Origin of the sequence: Pseudomonas sp. B3G-3 (genome assembly GCF_028640915.1) — a bacterium.
Taxonomy (GTDB): Bacteria; Pseudomonadota; Gammaproteobacteria; order Pseudomonadales; family Pseudomonadaceae; genus Aquipseudomonas; species Aquipseudomonas chlororaphis_I.
The window spans coordinates 166,512-182,729 of record NZ_JAQZAB010000137.1 but is presented as its reverse complement, the minus strand read 5'-3'; the positions used below and the strand labels follow the sequence as shown (position 1 = coordinate 182,729).

General features: G+C 67.9%; 13 protein-coding genes. All 13 read right to left on the bottom strand.

All coding sequences use genetic code 11. The features are described 5' to 3' along the window. Positions 1-368 precede the first annotated feature (368 nt). Positions 369-1,448 (bottom strand): tartrate dehydrogenase, encoded by a 1,080-nt coding sequence (locus tag PVZ80_RS33265; protein ID WP_124355077.1) that lies wholly within the window; start codon positions 1,446-1,448, stop codon positions 369-371. Between the two features lie 33 nt (positions 1,449-1,481). Continuing rightward, on the bottom strand, positions 1,482-2,939 hold the full coding sequence (locus PVZ80_RS33260) for an NAD-dependent succinate-semialdehyde dehydrogenase (protein WP_053269137.1): 1,458 nt from the start codon (positions 2,937-2,939) through the stop codon (positions 1,482-1,484). Between the two features lie 277 nt (positions 2,940-3,216). After that, on the bottom strand, positions 3,217-4,374 hold the full coding sequence (gene argE, locus PVZ80_RS33255; protein ID WP_273865095.1) for an acetylornithine deacetylase: 1,158 nt from the start codon (positions 4,372-4,374) through the stop codon (positions 3,217-3,219). Further along, positions 4,371-5,525: an NAD(P)/FAD-dependent oxidoreductase gene (locus PVZ80_RS33250; RefSeq protein WP_009049171.1), complete on the bottom strand. Its 1,155-nt coding sequence runs from the start codon at positions 5,523-5,525 to the stop codon at positions 4,371-4,373. Before PVZ80_RS33250 ends, argE begins: the two co-directional genes overlap by 4 nt. Next, positions 5,522-6,928 carry an FAD/NAD(P)-dependent oxidoreductase gene (locus PVZ80_RS33245; protein WP_028684085.1) on the bottom strand — a complete coding sequence of 469 codons (1,407 nt, stop codon included), beginning with the start codon at positions 6,926-6,928 and terminating at the stop codon, positions 5,522-5,524. Before PVZ80_RS33245 ends, PVZ80_RS33250 begins: the two co-directional genes overlap by 4 nt. Continuing rightward, a complete protein-coding gene (locus PVZ80_RS33240; RefSeq protein ID WP_124334900.1) occupies positions 6,910-7,218 on the bottom strand; it encodes a (2Fe-2S)-binding protein in 309 nt (102 codons plus the stop codon). Before PVZ80_RS33240 ends, PVZ80_RS33245 begins: the two co-directional genes overlap by 19 nt. After that, positions 7,215-9,056: an ABC transporter ATP-binding protein gene (locus PVZ80_RS33235; RefSeq protein WP_028684086.1), complete on the bottom strand. Its 1,842-nt coding sequence runs from the start codon at positions 9,054-9,056 to the stop codon at positions 7,215-7,217. The genes PVZ80_RS33240 and PVZ80_RS33235 overlap by 4 nt, the downstream gene beginning before the upstream one ends. A gap of 1 nt (position 9,057) precedes the next feature. Continuing rightward, entirely contained in the window at positions 9,058-9,933 is an 876-nt protein-coding gene (locus tag PVZ80_RS33230; protein WP_028684087.1) for an ABC transporter permease, read from the bottom strand. Then, positions 9,930-10,886: an ABC transporter permease gene (locus PVZ80_RS33225; protein ID WP_009049176.1), complete on the bottom strand. Its 957-nt coding sequence runs from the start codon at positions 10,884-10,886 to the stop codon at positions 9,930-9,932. Before PVZ80_RS33225 ends, PVZ80_RS33230 begins: the two co-directional genes overlap by 4 nt. 48 nt (positions 10,887-10,934) lie before the next feature. Beyond that, the gene (locus tag PVZ80_RS33220; protein WP_041983646.1) at positions 10,935-12,572 is read right to left on the bottom strand and encodes an ABC transporter substrate-binding protein; all 1,638 of its coding nucleotides are present in this window, start codon (positions 12,570-12,572) and stop codon (positions 10,935-10,937) included. An 89-nt stretch (positions 12,573-12,661) separates the two neighbouring features. Beyond that, a complete protein-coding gene (locus tag PVZ80_RS33215) occupies positions 12,662-13,936 on the bottom strand; it encodes an NAD(P)/FAD-dependent oxidoreductase (protein WP_273865094.1) in 1,275 nt (424 codons plus the stop codon). Between the two features lie 42 nt (positions 13,937-13,978). Then, a complete protein-coding gene (locus tag PVZ80_RS33210; protein WP_009049179.1) occupies positions 13,979-14,647 on the bottom strand; it encodes a haloacid dehalogenase type II in 669 nt (222 codons plus the stop codon). Positions 14,648-15,099: 452 nt separating this feature from the next. After that, positions 15,100-16,218 (bottom strand): aldehyde dehydrogenase family protein (locus tag PVZ80_RS33205; protein ID WP_273865093.1); only part of this gene is annotated, 1,119 nt, incomplete at its 5' end.

Here is a 16,218-nt window from a genome sequence, read left to right as displayed (position 1 = left end):
TTCGGCAGCGGCTACAGGGTTCGGTGTCGACAAAGAACGCAGGAGCCCCGCAATCGCTGTAGCCGCTGGCGCAGCCTGCGATCGACGGCGCAGCCGTCGCAAGACCGCTGACCGCAGTGCGTCAGGGCGATCCGGGACGCAGGTTTTGCGGGCTGGCGCCCGATCGCAGCCTTCGGCAGCGGCTACAGGGTTCGGTGTCGACAAAGAACGCAGGAGCCCCGCAATCGCTGTAGCCGCTGGCGCAGCCTGCGATCGGCGGCGCAGCCGTCGCAAGACCGCTGACCGCGGTGTGTCAGGCTGATCCGGGATACGGCTTTGGCGGGCGCCAGGTCAGAACGCCGCCCGCACTAGCCGCTACAGGGTGGGGCTCAGAGCCTCTCGGCAATCGCCGCACCCACCTCCTGGGTCGAGGCCTGGCCACCCAGGTCCGGGGTGATCGGGCCCTGGGCGATCACTTGTTCGATGGCCTCGAGAATCCCGTCGTGGGCGGCGCGATAACGCTGGTCGCCGTTGCCGAGGAAATCCAGCATCAGCGCGCCAGACCAGATCATCGCGATCGGGTTGGCGATATTGCGCCCGTAGATGTCCGGCGCCGAGCCGTGCACCGGCTCGAACAGCGACGGGAAGCGCCGCTGCGGATCGAGGTTGGCCGAGGGCGCGATGCCGATGGTGCCGGCACAGGCCGGGCCGAGGTCGGAGAGAATGTCGCCGAACAGGTTGGAGGCCACCACCACGTCGAACCGCTCCGGTTGCAGGACAAAACGCGCGCAGAGAATGTCGATGTGCTGCTTGTCCCAGCTCACCTGCGGGTACTGCTCGGCCATCAGCGCCGTGCGCTCGTCCCAGTACGGCATGCTGATGGAAATCCCGTTGGACTTGGTCGCCGCCGTCAGGCGCTTGCGCGGCCGGGTCTGGGCCAGGTCGAAGGCGTACCTGAGAATGCGGTCCACGCCACGCCGGGTGAACACCGACTCCTGCAGCACGAACTCATGCTCGGTGCCCTCGAACATCTTGCCACCCACCGAGGAATACTCGCCCTCGGTGTTCTCGCGGACCACCACGAAATCGATGTCCCCCGGCTCGCGCCCGGCCAGCGGGCACGGCACCCCGGGGAACAGCCGCACCGGGCGGATATTCACGTACTGGTCGAAGTCGCGGCGGAACTTGAGCAGCGAACCCCACAGGGAAATATGGTCCGGCACCTTGTCCGGCCAGCCCACGGCGCCGAAGTAGATGGCGTCGAAATCCTTGAGCCGCTCGAACCAGTCCTCGGGCATCATCCGCCCGTGCTCCAGGTAGTAATCGCAGTGCGCCCAGTCCAGCACCTCGATCTGCAGGTCCAGCTGCCACTTGCGCGCCGCCTGCCGCAGCACCCGCAATCCTTCTGGCAATACTTCCTTGCCGATTCCGTCGCCGGCGATGGCGGCGATCCTGAATGCCTTGCTCATGTCGCATGTCTCCTCGAAGTCGGTGCGGGCCGGTCACAGGCCGCCGATGTGGAAAGCCTTGATTTCCAGGTATTCGTCCAGGCCGTACTTGCTGCCTTCGCGGCCCAGGCCCGATTGCTTGATGCCGCCGAACGGCGCCACTTCCATGGAGATGATCCCGGTGTTGAGGCCGACCATGCCGAACTCCAGCGCTTCGCCGAAACGCCAGGAGCGGCGCAGGTCCTGGGTGAAGTAGTAGGCGCCCAGCCCGTAGGGCGTGGCGTTGGCGATGGCCAGCGCCTCGGCCTCGTCGTGGAAGCGCATCAGCGGCGCCACCGGGCCGAAGGTTTCCTCGTGGGCCAGGAGCATCTCGGGGCTGGCCTCGCCCAGCACCGTGGGCTGCACGAACTGGCTTTCGCCCTGGGGAATCCCGCCGCACAGCAGGGTCGCGCCCTTGCCCAGGGCATCGTCGATATGCCGGGCGACCTTGCTCACCGCCGCGGCATTGATCAGCGGGCCGATGCTCACGCCCGGCTCCAGGCCGTTGCCGACCTTGAGCTTGGCCACCTCTTCCACCAGGCGCTGGGCAAAACGCTGGTAGATCCCGTCCTGGACCAGGATGCGGTTGGCGCAGACGCAAGTCTGCCCGGCGTTGCGGAACTTGCTCTGCATGATCCCGGCGATCGCCTGTTCCAGGTCGGCGTCGTCGAACACCACGAACGGCGCGTTACCGCCCAGCTCCAGGCTCAGGCGCTTGATGTGCTCGGCGCTCTGGCGCATCAACAGGCGGCCGACCGCGGTGGAGCCGGTAAAGGAAATCTTGCGCACCGCCGGGTTGCCGGTCAGCTCTTCGCCGATCCCGGTCGGCATGCCCGTAAGCACGCTGAACACCCCCGGCGGAATCCCCACCCGCTCGGCCAGCACCGCCAGGGCCAGGGCTGACAGCGGCGTGAGGTCGGAAGGCTTGACGATGATCGGGCAGCCGGCGGCCAGGGCCGGCGCGCACTTGCGGGTGATCATCGCGTTGGGGAAATTCCACGGGGTGATGGCCGCGCAGACCCCCACGGGCTGCTTGAGGGTCAGCAGGCGCCGGTCGCCAGCGGGCGCCGGCAGGGTGTCGCCGCAGATGCGCCGCGCCTCCTCGGCGAACCATTTGACGAAACCGGCGCCGTAGCGGATTTCGCCCTGGGCTTCGGCGAAAGGCTTGCCCTGTTCGGCGGTCATGATCAGGGCCAGGTCGTCGAGGTTGTCGAGCATGGCCTGGTACCAGCGCTCCAGCAGCTGTGCCCGCTCCGCCGCCGGGCGCGCGCGCCAGGCCGGCCAGGCGCGTTCGGCGGCGGCGATGGCCAGGCGGGTCTGCGCGCCCTGCAGGGCCGGCACCCGGGCCAGGCATTCGCCGCTGGCCGGGTCGAGCACCGCCAGGGTCGCGCCATCGTCGGCGGCCACCCACTGCCCGTCGATATAGGCCAGTTCCACCAAGAGGCTTGGGTCTTTCAAACGATTCTTGAGCATGGTCGAGTCCTGTTCCGAGACAGCCTCCAGTCTAAGCAGGCGCCACAGCCCAGGATGCTGAAAGCGCCGGGCCGACAGCGTCGGATGCTGAAAAACGCGGCGGCGCAGCAGGCTCTACCGAGAACATGAACAGCGCCCTGTAGCCGCTGGCGCAGCCTGCGATCGGCGGCGCAGCCGTCGCAAAACAGATAACCACGGTGCGTCAGATCGATCCGGGATACAGGCTTGGCGGGCTAGCGCCCGATCGCAGCCTCCGGCAGCGGCTACAGGTGACCGCTCAACGTTTCAGGGAACCCAGCAGGCCTTCGAGAAAACGCTGGCCGGCATCCATCTGGCTGACCTCGATGAACTCGTCGGGCTTGTGCGCCTGCTCGATGGAGCCCGGGCCGCAGACCACCACCGGGATGTCCAGGCGCTGGCTGAACAGGCCGCCTTCGGTGCCGAAGCCGACCTTGGCATAGCCGGTGCCCGGCGCGGCGAAGGCGTGGAGCAAACGCACTGCCTCGACGCTCGGATGGGTTTCCAGCCCCGGGTAGACATTGAGGGTTTCGATCTCGATGGCCGCCACCTCGGAGACCTTGCGGGCCTCGCGCACGATCAGCTCGGCGCGTTCGCGCATCTGTTCGAGGAACTGCTCGAGATCGTCCGCCGGCAGGTTGCGCACCTCGAAATCCAGGGTGCACAGGTTCGGCACTATGTTCAGCGCCTTGCCGCCACCGATCTGCCCGACGTGCACGGTGCTGTAGGGAATGTCGTAGTCGGCATCGCGCGCGCCCTGCTCGCGCAGACGCTGCTGGCTGTCGCGCAAACCGGCGATGAAATCGCAGGCCAGGTGAATCGCGTTGGCTGCCAGCGGCGCCAGGGAGGAATGCGCTTCCTGGCCACGGCAATAGGCGCGGTACGACCCCTTGCCCTTGTGCCCGAGCACGAACTGCATGCGCGTGGGTTCGCCGATCAGGCACAGGAACGGCCGCACCGGCGCCAGGTGCAGCACGTCCAGCAGGCGGCGCACGCCGACGCAACCGATTTCCTCGTCATGGGACAGCGCCAGTTGCAGCGGCCGGTTCAAGGTGCTGTCGGCGGCATCGAGCATGGCGTCTATGGCCAGGGCGATAAACCCCTTCATGTCGCAGCTGCCGCGCCCGTAGAGGCGCCCGCCTTGCTCGGTGACCTGGAACGCCGGCAGGGTCCAGGCCTGGCCGGCGACGGGCACCACGTCGGTATGCCCGGACAGCAGGATCCCCGGCAGCTCCCGCGGCCCGGTGCTGGCGAACAGGTTGGCCTTGCGCCCGCTTTCGTCCTTGACGATCAGCGACTCGATGCCCTTGCCCAGCAGCAGCTCGCGCACGTATTCGATCAGCGCCAGGTTCGACTCCGAGGACACGGTGTCGAAGGCGATCAGGCGCTTGAGGATCTCCAGTACCCGGGGTTTCATGAGGCCTTGCTCCGTTGTGCGGTTGTGCCGGCGAAGCGGCGAATCGAAAAGGGCTCGATCGGGGTGCTGGTGCTGCCGGTGGCGATCAGCTCGGCCATCACGTCGCCGACGCCCGGGCCAAGCTGGAAGCCGTGGCCGCAGAAACCGAAGGCGTAGTACAGACCGTCGACCTGGCCACTGGGACCCATGATCGGCAGCGAGTCGGGCAGATAACCTTCGATGCCGCTCCAGACGCGGATGATGTTGAGGTTGCCGACGCCCGGCAGCAGCCGGCGCATCTGCTGGATCTGGTTGAGGATGCTGCGCGGTTCGACCTGGGCGCGCCGTGTGAGCATGTCCGGTTTGCTGCGGTAGCCGCCGCCGATGATGATGTTGCCGCGGGGAATCTGGCGGAAGTAGATCACCTCCTCGGGGATCTTGGTGTAGACCCCGATCACCGTCGGCAAGGCGTAAGGCACCGGCTCGGTGACCGCCATCTGCGGGCCGTTGGTGTCCAGCGGCACCGGCTCGCCAAACTGCTCGGAGAGTTTCTGGCCCCAGGCGCCGGCGGTGATCAGCAGGCGTTCGGCGCTGAATTGGCGGCCGTCGGTGGTGCCGACCCGGAACCCGCCGCCGACCTTCTGCACCTCGGCCACTTCGGTGCGCTCTTCGATCCGCGCCCCGGCGCGCACCGCCGCCCGGGCAAAGGCCGGGGCCGCCAGGCGCGGGTTGGCATGGCCGTCATGGGGCGCGTAGGAGCCACCCTTGACGTCCGGCCCGAGGAACGGAAAACGCTCATGCAGCTCGCGGCCGCGGTAGATCTTCAGGTCCAGCTGCCGCGCCTCGGGCGCCGCGGCATAGGCCTCGAGCTCAGCGATCTCGTCCTCGCGGTAACACACCCGCATATGGCCGCTGGCGATGAATTCCAGGTCGTCGTCGATCAGTTCCGGCAGGCGCCTCCACAGGGCCCAGGAACGGTTGGCCAGCTCCAGCTGGCCGAGATAACGCCCCTGGCGCCGCACGTTGCCGAAGTTCACCCCGCTGGCGTACTGGCCGATCTGGTCGCGCTCCAGCAGGGTCACCGACTGGCCGCGCTGGCGCAGGAAAAACGCCGCCGCCGAGCCCATCAGGCCGCCGCCGACAATCAGTACATCGGACTGTTGCACCGTCATGGCGTCACCTCCCCGGTGAGCATCGAAAGGGGCTTGACCGGGGCCTGGCCTCGCTGCCGGCCCACCTCCTGCACCGCGACCCCGGCCGCGGCGGCGATCACCTCGGCCCCGGCCTGGGAACAGTAGCGCCCCTGGCAGCGGCCCATGCCGACCCGGCTGAAGGCCTTGGCGCGGTTGACTTCGCAGGCGCCCTTCTCGCGCACCGTGCGCCGCAGTTCGCCGGCGCTGATCATCTCGCAACGGCAGACGATGGCGGTGTCCGGCAGCGCCTCGGCCTGGGCGCTCGGCCAGGGAAAGGCCTGGGCCAGGCCGAGGCGGAACTGGTCCATCACCGCCAGGGCCTGGCGCTGTTCGTCGCGTTCCGCGGCGTTGACCGGCAGTTGCAGATCCTCGAGCAGGGCCAGCGCCGCGAGGCGCCCGGCGTGTTCGGCGGCGTCGGCGCCACGGATCTTCGCCCCGTCGCCGGCGGCATAGACCCCGCTGACACTGGTGCGCCCGGCCTCGTCGAGCTCCAGCAGCCACTGGCTGGACGCCGGGTCGAAGGCCAGGCGGCAACCGGCAAGGTCGGCCAGCTGGGTTTCCGGACGCAGGTGATAGCCCAGGGCCAGGGCATCGCACTCGACATCCAGGCTGTCGCCCTTGGCGGTCTTGACCTGCACCAGGCTGACCCCGCCCTGGGCATCGCCCAGCACCCGGACCGGCTGGATCCCCAGGTGCACCGGCACCCGGGCCAGGCACAGCTGCGCCAGCAGCTTCATGCCGGTCCAGAGCAATCCCGGGCGCGCCAGCAGTTTCGGCAAGGCGCCGATGCGCTTGCCCAGCGGCGAGGTGTCGAGTACCGCGGCGACCTGCGCCCCGGCCTTGAGGTACTGGCTGGCCACCAGGTACAGCAGCGGCCCGCTGCCCATGAACACCACGCGGTGACCGATGGACACCGATTGCGCCTTGAGGGCGATCTGCGCGCCGCCGAGGCTGTAGGTGCCCGCCAGTTGCCAGCCTTCGAGCGGCATCAGGCGGTCGGTGGCGCCGGTGCAGAGGATCAGCGCGTCATAGTCCAGGGTGAAGTGCCGGCCCTGGCTGACGCAGCACAGCTGCCCGGGGGTCAGGTTCCACACCAGGGTGTCCGGGCGATAGTCGATGCGCGGGCGCAAGCGCTCGAAACTGTCGTGCAGGGCCCGCGCCTTGTGCGCTTCGCTGCCGTACAGGGTGGCGTAGTCGCGGCGGAAACCTTCGGGCTGGCGGCGGTAGATCTGCCCGCCGTCGCGACGGTTCTCGTCGACCAGGGTCGGCACCAGGCCGGCCGCCAGCAGGGTTTCGGCGCAACGGACACCGGCCGGGCCGGCGCCGACTATCACGACCCGCGGCGCGGCGCCGGACGGGATGTTCAGCCGTGCAGTGGCCATACCGCCTCCGGTTGTGTGGTGAGGATATCCAGGCCCTCGCGGACCTCGCTGGAACAGGCGCGCAGGCGTTCGCCGGCGCGGGTCCAGACCCAGCAGTCCTGGCAGGCGCCCATCAGGCAGAAGCCGGCGCGCCGGCCGGAATCGAACTCCGACTGGCGCAGGGCCGTTCCCTGGGTCAGCAACGCCACCATCAGCGTGTCGCCCTGCAACGCCTCGATCGGCGTGCCATCCACCCACAGCCGTACCGGCGAGCGTTCGCGCTCGCCCAACCGTACAAAACGCCCCTTCATGCGTAGGCTCCCTCGGTCATGCCATTGAAGTTCTGTTGGCTCTGCAGCAACTCGCCGCTGTCGCGGTGGCAGAGAATCTCGCTGCCGCCGTCGATGGCGCGGCGGTTCGGCGCGGTGCGGTTGCACAACCCGTCGATGCGCACCGGGCAGCGATTGAGGAAGGTGCACAGCTCCGGCACGTTGGCCTTGGCGCCGATCGGCGGCAGGCTGGCGCAGGTGCTGCCGCAGCTTTCCAGCCAGCCCTGGCGCAGCTCCGGCACCGAGTGGATCAGCAGGTCGGTATAGGGATGGAACGGCGCCTGGGCAAAGGCCGCGCGGCTGCCCGCCTCGACCTTGTGCCCGCTGTACATCACCACGATGTCGTCGCACAGCGCGCGCACCGTGGAAATGTCGTGGCTGATGAACAGGTAGGACACCCCCAGTTCCTGGCGCAGGTCGCGCAGCAATTCGAGAATCGCCGCCCCAACCACCGTATCCAGGGCCGAAGTCACCTCGTCGCAGAGGATCAGGTCGGGCTTGGCCGCCAGCGCGCGGGCCAGGTTGACCCGCTGCTTCTGCCCGCCGGACAGCTCGCTGGGCCGCCGGTCCGCGAGCTTGCGCGGCAGCCGCACCAGGTCCAGCAGTTCGTCGATGCGCTGGCGCAAGGCCGCGCCCTTGAGGCCGAAATACATCTTCAGCGGCCGGCTGAGAATGGCGCTGACGCTGTGCATGGGGTTGAGCGCGGTGTCGGCGTTCTGGAACACCATCTGGATCCGCCGGAACTGCTCGTCGGTGCGGCTCGACAGGCTGCCGCCCAGGGGCTGGCCGTCGAAGGTCAGGTTCCCCAGGGCCGGGGCCAGCAAACCGGCCACCACCCGCGCCAGGGTCGACTTGCCGGAGCCCGACTCGCCGATCACGCCAATGGCCTGGCCACGGCGCACGGTCAGGTCGATGTCCTCCAGCACGCGGATCATCGGCATGCCTTGCAGGTTCTTGTTGCCGTAGCCGGCGGTCAGGCCCTTGATGGTCAGCAGCGGCTGGTCCTCGGCGATATCGCTGGGCGGGCGAATGGTCGAGTCCGGGCGCGCCGCCGCCAGCAGGCTGCGGGTGTAGTCGTGGGCCGGGCCCTCGAGCAGCGGCGCGGTGGCGCTCTGTTCGAGGATCTGGCCGCCGTTGAGCACCACGATCTGATCGGCCATCTGCGCCACCACCGCCAGGTCGTGGGACACATACACCGCCGTCGCCCCGCGTTCGCGCACCACCCGCTTGAAGGCCCGCAGCACGTCGATCTGGGTGGTGACGTCGAGCGCGGTGGTCGGCTCGTCGAGGATCACCAGCAGCGGGTCGCTGATCAGCGCCATCGCCGCCATCACCCGTTGCAACTGGCCGCCCGAGACCTGGTGCGGGTAACGCTGGCCGATGTGTTCCGGGTCCGGCAGGGCCAGGTCGCGGAACAGCGCGATGGCCTTGGCCTCCAGGTTGGCGCGGCTGTCCAGACCATGGATCAGGGCGCCCTCCACCACCTGGTCGAGGAGTCTTTTCGCCGGGTTGAAGGCCGCCGCCGCGCTCTGGGCGATGTAGGACACGCGATTGCCGCGCAGGCCCTGCAACTGCTCCTCGCCCAGGGCCAGCATGTCATGTTCGCCGACCCGCACCACCCCGGACGCCAGGCGGCAACCGCGGCGGGCATAACCCAGCAGGGCCAGGGCGATGGTGGTCTTGCCGGAGCCGGATTCGCCGATCAACGCCAGCACCTCGCCCTGCTCCAGGGCGAAGCTCACGCCCTTGACGATCTCCACTTCGCCGCTCTCGCCGCCGGCGACCACCCGCAGGTCTTCCACTCGAATCAACTGGCTCATCTCAATGACCTCCCGGACGGCGGCTGCGGCGCGACGAGATCCTGTCGATGAACAGGTTCACGCCAATGGTCAGGGTGCCGATGGCCAGCGCCGGGATGACGATGGCCGGCGCGCCCTGGTTGAGGCCGCCGATGTTCTCGCGCACCAGCGAGCCGAGGTCGGCGTCCGGCGGCTGCACGCCGAGGCCGAGAAAGCTCATGCCGCTGAGCAGCAGGACGATGAAGCCAAAGCGCAGGCCGAGGTCGGTGAGCACCGGGTTGAGCATGTTCGGCAGGATCTCCACGCAGGCGATGTACAGCCGCCGCTCGCCCCGGGTGCGGGCCACCTGCACATACTCCAGGGCCTCGATATTCACCGCCAGGCTGCGGGCGATACGGAATGCCCCGGGGGTGAAGCTCAGCACCGCGGTGCACACCAGCAGCACCACCGAGGAGCCGAAGGCCGAGACCATGATCAGCGCCAGCATCTTGCTCGGGATGGAGATGAAGGCATCCATCAGGCGGCTGATGACTTCATCCAGCCATTTCGGCGCGACCACCGAGAGCAAGGCGCAGGCGGTGCCCAGGCCGCTGGCCAGGACCGCGGAAATCAGCGCCAGGCCGACGGTGAACCGCGCGCCCACCAGCACCCGGCTGAGCATGTCGCGGCCCAGGTAATCGGTGCCGAACGGATAGGCCGCGCCCATGGCGTCGAACACATTGGCGGACACCACTTCGCCCACCGGGTGCGGCGCCAGCCAGGGGCCGAACAGCGCCACCAGCAGCCACAGCACACACATCGCAGCCCCGGTCAGGCCGAGCCAGGACGGCCCGTGGGACACCTTGCCAAGCGCCAGGTCGGGCGTGGCAGGCGTCGACTTCAGCATGAGATTGCTCATTGGTTTCTCAGCCTCGGATTGGAAAGAATCGCGCACAGGTCGGCAATCAGCACCAGGCCCAGGTAGGCCGTGCAGAACAGCATGGTGCAGGCCTGGACCAGCGCCATATCGCGGTTGGTCACCGCGTCGACCATCAGGCTGGCGATCCCGGGATAGTTGAAGATGGTCTCGACGATCACCACCCCGCCCAGCAGGTACGACAGGCTCAGCGCCACCGCGTTGGCAATCGGCCCGATGGCGTTGGGCAAGGCGTGGCGCAGCACGATGCGCACCGGGCTGACGCCCTTGAGCCGGGCCATTTCCACGTAGGGGCTGTCGAGCTGGTCGATCACCGCGGCGCGGGTCATGCGCGCCATTTGCGCGACGATGACGAAGCACAGGGTCATCACCGGCAAGGCGTAGGTGCGCAGGAACTGCAGCGGCGAGTGGGTTTCGCTGGCGTAGGACAAGGCCGACAGCCAGCCCAGGTTCACCGCGAACACCAGCACCGCCAGGGTCGCCACCAGGAACTCCGGCACCGCCACCAGGGCCAGGGTGATGAAGCTCAGGACGCTGTCCAGGCGCCCGCCGCGGCCCATGGCCGAGCCGATGCCCAGGGTCAGCGCCACCGGCACCGAGACCACCGCGGTCACCGCCGCCAGCATCAGGGTGTTGGGCACCCGCCCGGCCATCAGCTCGCTGACCGGCATGGCGTTGGACACCGAGGTGCCCATGTCGCCGGCCAGCAGGCTGAGCAACCAGTGCAGGTAACGCACCACACCGGGCTGGTCCAGGCCCAGTTTCAGGCGCAGCGCCGCCACCTGTTCCGGCGTGGCGAACTGCCCCAGGGCCTGTTGCGCCGCGTCCCCCGGCAATACCGCGGTGATGGCGAACACCACCATGGAGACGATCAACAAGGTCACGACCGCGGCGCCCATGCGCCGCCCGATCAACCACAGTGTGTTGCTATTCATCGCCCTTCCCTCCTGCCTTGCAGCTCCGACGGAACCCGCTTTCGCCCCTCACGCGTCCAGCCACACCTGCTCGGCGAACATGTAGCCCATGAAGCCGCCCAGGGGGTTGCTGCCATAGCCCTTGATACGCTGGTCGACCCCGTCGATGTTGCTGATGAACACCGGGATGCCGATGCCACAGTGGTCGTGCACCAGGGTCTGCATGTCGGCGTACATGGTGCTGCGCTTGGCGTCGTCGGTCTCGCCGCGGGCCAGCATCAGCAACTGGTCGAACTGCTCGTTCTTCCAGCCCGACTCGTTCCATGGCGCGCTGGACTGGAAGAACTGCGAGAAGATCACGTCGGCGTTCGGCCGCGGGTTGATGTTGCCGAAGCTCAGCGGGTGCTTCATCCAGTGGTTGGACCAGTAGCCGTCGCTGGGCAGGCGGTTGACGTTGAGGGTCAGCCCGGCCTGCTTGGCCGACTGCTGCAGGAGCACGGCGATGTCCACCGAGCCGGTGGCGGCCGGCGAGGCCACCAGCGGCATGCTGACCTTCTCCATGCCGGCCTTCTTCAGCAGGAAGCGGGCCTTTTCCGGGTCGTACACGGTCTGCGGCAGGTCAGCGTTGTAGTAACGCGAACCGGGCGCGATCGGGTGGTCGTTGCCGACCACGGCGTAGCCGCGGAACACCGCGGATTTCACCTGTTCGCGGTCCAGCAGGTGCTTCAGCGCCTGGGTGAATTCCGGGCTCTGGCCAGGCAACTGGTCCTGGCGAATGATCAGGTCGGTGTAATTGCCCGACGGCGCGTCCACCACCCGGTGCCCGGCGCTGGCGGCGATGCGCGCGGTGGAGCGCGGGTTGACCTCGTTGATCAGGTTGACATCGCCGGAGAGCAAGGCGTTGACCCGCGAAGGCTCGTCGGCGATGGCGATGAACTCGATCTCGTCCAGGTACGGCAGGCCCGGCTTCCAGTAGTTCGGGTTGCGCGCGGAGACCGAACGCACGCCCGGCTTGAACTCCTTGACCTTGAACGGCCCGGTGCCGATGCCCTGGCTGAAGTCGGTGGTGCCTTCGGGCACGATCAGCAGGTGCGAGACCGCGAGGATCGACGGCAGCTCGGCGTTCGGCGCCTTGAGGCGGATCTGCACCTCATGGGTGCCGGTGGCCTTGATCTCGGCGAACTGCTCCATCAGCGGCATGACCTTGGAGCCGGTGGCCGGGTCCTTGTGCCGCGACAGCGAGAACACCACGTCGGCGGCGGTCAGGCCCTTGCCGTTGTGGAAGGTCACGTCCTTGCGCAGGGTGATGATCCACAGGGTGGCGTCGGTATTGTCGATGCGCTCGGCCAGCTCCAGCTGCGGCACCAGGTGGCTGTCGAAGCGGGTCAGGCCGTTGTAGAACATGAAGTGCCGCACATAGTCGGTGGACAGTGCGCCGCGGGCCGGGTCGAGGGTGTCGGCGGTGGAACTGGACATGCCGGCGACGCGGATGCGTCCGCCCGGCTTGCCCTTGCCCGGCGCCGCGCTGTCGCTGGCGAGCAAGGTGCCGGCACTGCCGAACAGGCTGCCGGCGCCCGCGGCGGCGACACCGGCCACGCCAAGCATGCGCAAGGCACTGCGGCGGGACATGCCACGGTTCAGGCCTTCGAAAACCCGCAGGCTTTCTTCGCCGGAAATCAGTTGCGGATCGACTTTGTTGTCAGTCATAGCAGTTCTACCTGTCGAATAATGAGAAGGCTCGAGTGCTCGCGGTTGACCGGAGCGTCCTGGAAACGCAAAACGACGGTGCAGCAAACTCAGTGCAGATAGTCCTGGAAGCGGTAGTAAGCCCCTACCAACGGCAGGAACCAGGGCTTGCCGAAATGCCCGGGAATCGCCGGCCACGCCAGGTCTTGCCAGGGGTTGGCGCTGGCCTTGCCGTCCATGACCTCGGCCATGACCTGGCCCATGTGCACCGACATCTGCACGCCATGGCCGCTGTAGCCCATGGCGTGGTAGATGCCGTTGCGTTCTCCGGCCCGGGGCAGCCGGTCGCTGGTCATGTCCACCAGCCCGCCCCAGCAGTAGTCGATCCCGACCTCGGCCAGTTGCGGGAACATCTGCACCATGGCCGCCTGCAGCACCTTGCCGCTCTTGGCGTCGGAGCTGGGGCTGGACATGGCGAAACGCGCCCGGCCGCCGAACAGCAGGCGGTTGTCCGGGGTCAGGCGGAAGTAGTTGCCGATGGTGCGGCTGGTGACATAGGAACGCTGGTGCGGCAGCAGCCGCTCGACCAGGGCTTGCGGCAGCACCTCGGTGGTCACCACGAAGCTGCCCACCGGCACGATGCGCCGCCGGTACCAGCCGAGGTCGCCATGCTGGCAGGCGCCGGTGGCCAGCAGGATCTGCCGCGCCTGCAACGAACCGCGCGCGGTGTCGAGCCGGTAGCCGCCACTGTTGCCTTGCCAGCCTTTGACCGCACAGTCCTGATAGATCAGCGCGCCATGGCGCGCCGCCGCCTGCGCCAGGCCGACGCCGAAGCGCCCGACATGCATCTGTACGCCGTTGCGCTGCAACAGGCCGCCGTGAAAACCGGCGGAATCGACTTCGCCGCGCACCTGCTCGGCGGACAGCAACTCGACATCGGCATCGACCTCGCGGCGAATCAGCTCGCAGGTGCGCGCCAGCCCTTCGTAATGCAAGGGCTTGGCCGCCAGCTTGAGCTTGCCGTTGCGCTTGAGGTCGCAACCGATGCCCTCCTGCTCCACCAGCGCCACGACGCTCTGCACCGCCCGCTCGTAGGCCTGGTAATAGGCCCGCGCCCGCTCGGCGCCGAGGCTGGCGCTGAGGGCGGCATAATCCTGGGCCACCCCGGTGTTGCACTGGCCGCCGTTGCGCCCGGAGGCTTCGCCGATCACCCGGCCGGCCTCCAGCACCACCACCCGGGCGCCCTTCATGGCCAGCGCGCGGGCCGCGGACAACCCGGTGAACCCGCCACCGACGATCGCCACGTCGACGCTGTCCGGCAACGCGCCGGCCTGTGCCCCGGTGAACGCCGGCGCACTGTCGAGCCAATAGGATTCACTGCCCATGCCTGACTCCCTGACCATGCCTTGAAGAGCGCCCATGACCGATCAGAGACCGACCAGCGCGGCCAGGCCGCCGATGTCGGGGATCTGCTGGTAGCCGTAGATGGCGTTGGCCGGCTGTTCGTGGCCACGGGCGACGAAGGCCTTGTGCTTGATCTTCATGTCGTGGGCCGGCATCAGGTCGTAACGGAAGCTGGAAGACACGTGGAGGATGTCTTGCGGGCCGCAGCCGAGGTTGTCGAGCATGAACTCGAAGGCCGCCAGGCGTGGCTTGTAGGCCTGGGCCTGTTCGGCGGTGAAGACCTTGTGGAACGGCGCGCCGAGCTTGTCGACGTTGGACATGATCTGGCTGTCGCTGGCGTTGGAGAAAATCACCAGGGGGATCTTGTCGGCGATCTTCGACAGGCCGGCCGGCACGTCGGGATGGGGGCCCCAGGTCGGCACCGCGTCGTAGTACAGCTGGCCTTCGTCACGGTACTCGACGCCCCAGCGTTTGCAGGTCCGCGCCAGCGCGGTCTTGAGGATCTCGTCGTAGGGCCTCCAGTCGCCCATCACCTGGTCCAGGCGATAGGCCGAGAAGTCCTTGACGAACTGGTCCATCTGCTCGGGGCTGACGCGGTCGGCGAACAGCTCGCGGGTCATGGTGCCCATGTGGAAGTTGGTCAGCGTACCGTAGCAGTCGAACGTAATGAATTTGGGACGAAGAAAGCTCATTGAGTGCGGTCCTGAAGTTCGTTGAGGTCATGGCGTGACACGCAAGAGCGCGGCTGCCGGAGCCCTGATGCAGCGTTGCAATCACAGCTTCATTACAACACCGTGAAATCAGCAGATGGCGTTAAAAGCGCGGGCTGCTCGATACAAACCACCGTTTTTCGGGGTGCCCTCAGCAGACTTTGCGGGGCGCGCCAGCCTTGGGCAAAGCCCGTATTCATGCGCTTTTATGGACCTTTTCCAGCCGCCGGGGCTCAAGCCAGGGCCCGACCGCCGCAGAACCTGCGCCGCCCCAACAAAAACGGGCGCCCCCGTCTGGAAGCGCCCGTTTCGCTGAATCGCAGAGTGTGTCCCGGTCAATCCCCAACCGGTGGCGGCCGGCCTTCGGCCGCGCCGGAAGGTTCAATGCATACTTCGTACCGCCCCGCTCACCCGCCGCCTGCCGGTCATGGCTTTCAGCCGGCGATATCGATCAGCACGCTCTTGAAGCGCAGGTTGGCCTCGAAGGCTTCGCGCCCCAGGTCCTTGCCGATGCCGGAACGCTTGTAGCCGCCGGTGGGCAGGATGTAGTCGTTGCTGCGCCCGTAGCGGTTGACCCACACCGTGCCGGCCTCCAGGCGCCGGACCAGGCGCAGGGCGCGGTTGATGTCGGCGGTGTGCACCCCGGCGGCCAGGCCGTAGGTGGCGTGCTCGGCCAGGCCCAGGGCCTCGGCTTCGTCGTCGAAGGCCTGCACCGTCAGCACCGGGCCGAAGATCTCCTCGCAGACCGCCGGATTGCTGTTGTCCAGGCCGGTCAGCAGGGTCGGCTGGTAATAGGCGCCGCCCAGGCCATCGAACAAGCCGCCGCCACAGAGCACCTCGGCGCCGGCCTGGCGCGAACGCTGGACGATGCCGTCGATGCGGTTGGCCTGCTGCCGGGAAATGATCGGCGACAGCGTGCTGGCCGACGACCAGGTCGGCCCCGGGCGCAATTGTTCGAAGTACGTCCGCAGGTGCTCGACGAAGGGCTGCATGATCGAGCGTTCGATCAGCAGCCGCGAACCGGAGACACAGACCTGCCCGGCGTTGCCGGTAATGGCCATGGCCACGGTGCGCGCGGTCCTGGCGATGTCCGGCACGTCGGCGAACACCAGTTGCGGGCTCTTGCCGCCCAGCTCCAGGGTCACCGGCTTGGGCCCGACCAGGGCGCAGGTGGACATGATGCTCGAACCGGTGGCGGTGGAGCCGGTAAAGGTCACCTTGGCCACCCGCGGATGGCGACACAGGGCATCGCCAGTGACCCGGCCGTCGCCCTGTACCACGTTGAAGATGCCCGCCGGGATCCCCGCTTGCAGCGCCAGTTCGGCGAAACGCAGGCTGGAGTACGGCGTCAGTTCCGACGGCTTGAGCACCACCGCGTTACCGGCGGCCAGGGCCGGGGCGACTTTCCACGAGGCCATGCTCAGCGGGAAATTCCACGGCGCGATGGCGGCGATCACCCCATAGGGTTCGGCGATCTGCATGCCCAGGCGGTCGGTCTGGGTGGCGGCCAGCGAACCGCCGTGCTTGTCCGCCAGCTCGGCGAAAAAGCGGAT